The organism is Nonomuraea deserti (assembly GCF_004348685.1).
Lineage (GTDB): Bacteria > Actinomycetota > Actinomycetes > Streptosporangiales > Streptosporangiaceae > Nonomuraea > Nonomuraea deserti.
Window position 1 is genome coordinate 1 of record NZ_SMKO01000417.1, and the last position, 1195, is coordinate 1195.

Below are 1195 nucleotides of genomic sequence, written 5' to 3' on the forward strand. Positions count from 1 at the left end.
TGTATAAGAAACAGGCCCTGATGGCCCTCTCCACCCGCACCGCCCTGATGGCCATCCCCATCGCCCGCGCCTTGACGGCCGTCATTCTCACGGCCACCGTCCTTGCTGTCCCAGCGCCCGCAGCGGCAAGGGCCTCACCGCCTACATGGCGCTGGCCGCTGGACGGTCGCCCTCGCATCCTCCGCCGTTTCGCCCCGCCCCCGGAGCCGTGGCTGGCCGGTCACCGAGGTGTCGACCTGGCCGCCCCGGCAGCCGTCCCGGTGCTGGCGGCAGGCGCGGGCACGGTCCGGTTCGCCGGTCCTGTTGGAGGGAGGGGCGTGGTCACGGTCGAGCACGCGGGCGGCCTGCGCACGACGTACGTGCCGGTCACGTCATCGCTGGCACAGGGCCAGTCCGTCGAGCAGGGAGCCAAGCTGGGCGTGCTCGAGTCGCCGACCGATCACTGCCAGGAGCCCTGCCTCCATTGGGGCCTCCTACGCGGCACCCGCTACCTCGACCCTCTCCTCCTCCTGGGCCACGCCCCCATCCGCCTCCTCCCGTTCTGGCAGGCGGACTCCACAGCAAGCCCTGAACCAGGTCATCACGGTTCCCCGCCACCGTCAGACCTCCGCACCACGCCGCCACCGTCAGCAACCGCAGTCACCGCTGCCTCACCGCAAGGGAGATGGGCCGCCATCCCCCTCCAACAAGCACCCGCCGCAACAGCAACCGCCGCTCCTATTCCACCGGCACCCGCCGCAATAGCAACCGCCGCCCCAGTTCCACCGGCACTCGCCGCAATACCAACCGCCGCCCCAGTTCCACCGGCACTCGCCGCAATACCAACCGCCGCCCCAGTTCCACCGGCACTCGCCGCAATACCAACCGCCGCCCCTGTTCCACCGGCACTCGCAGCAAGCCGGACCTCCGCGCCCGTTCCACCAGCGCTCACAGCGAGTCGGACCACCACCCCCAGTCCACCAGCGCTCACAGCAAGTTGGACCACCGCCAGTCCACCGGCGCTCACAGCAAGGACCACCGCCAGTCCATCAGCGACATCTGCCACCGCTACTGCCGCACGACCGGTCCACGAGGCACTGCCACCCAGCCCACCCGCGCCTTTCCCGACGCGTTCGGCTTCAGCCACCCCAGTCGAGAGCGCGATCGCCCTGAGCGCACTACTGGGCGGGTTCCTTCTCCTCAACCTCGCCACGAC

At 70.3% G+C, this 1195-nt stretch carries 1 protein-coding gene; it reads left to right on the top strand.

The window, feature by feature from the left end; all coding sequences use genetic code 11:
* Positions 1-47 precede the first annotated feature (47 nt).
* A partial coding sequence (locus E1292_RS56045) for a M23 family metallopeptidase (RefSeq protein ID WP_369334358.1) occupies positions 48-1195 on the top strand: 1148 nt, incomplete at its 3' end.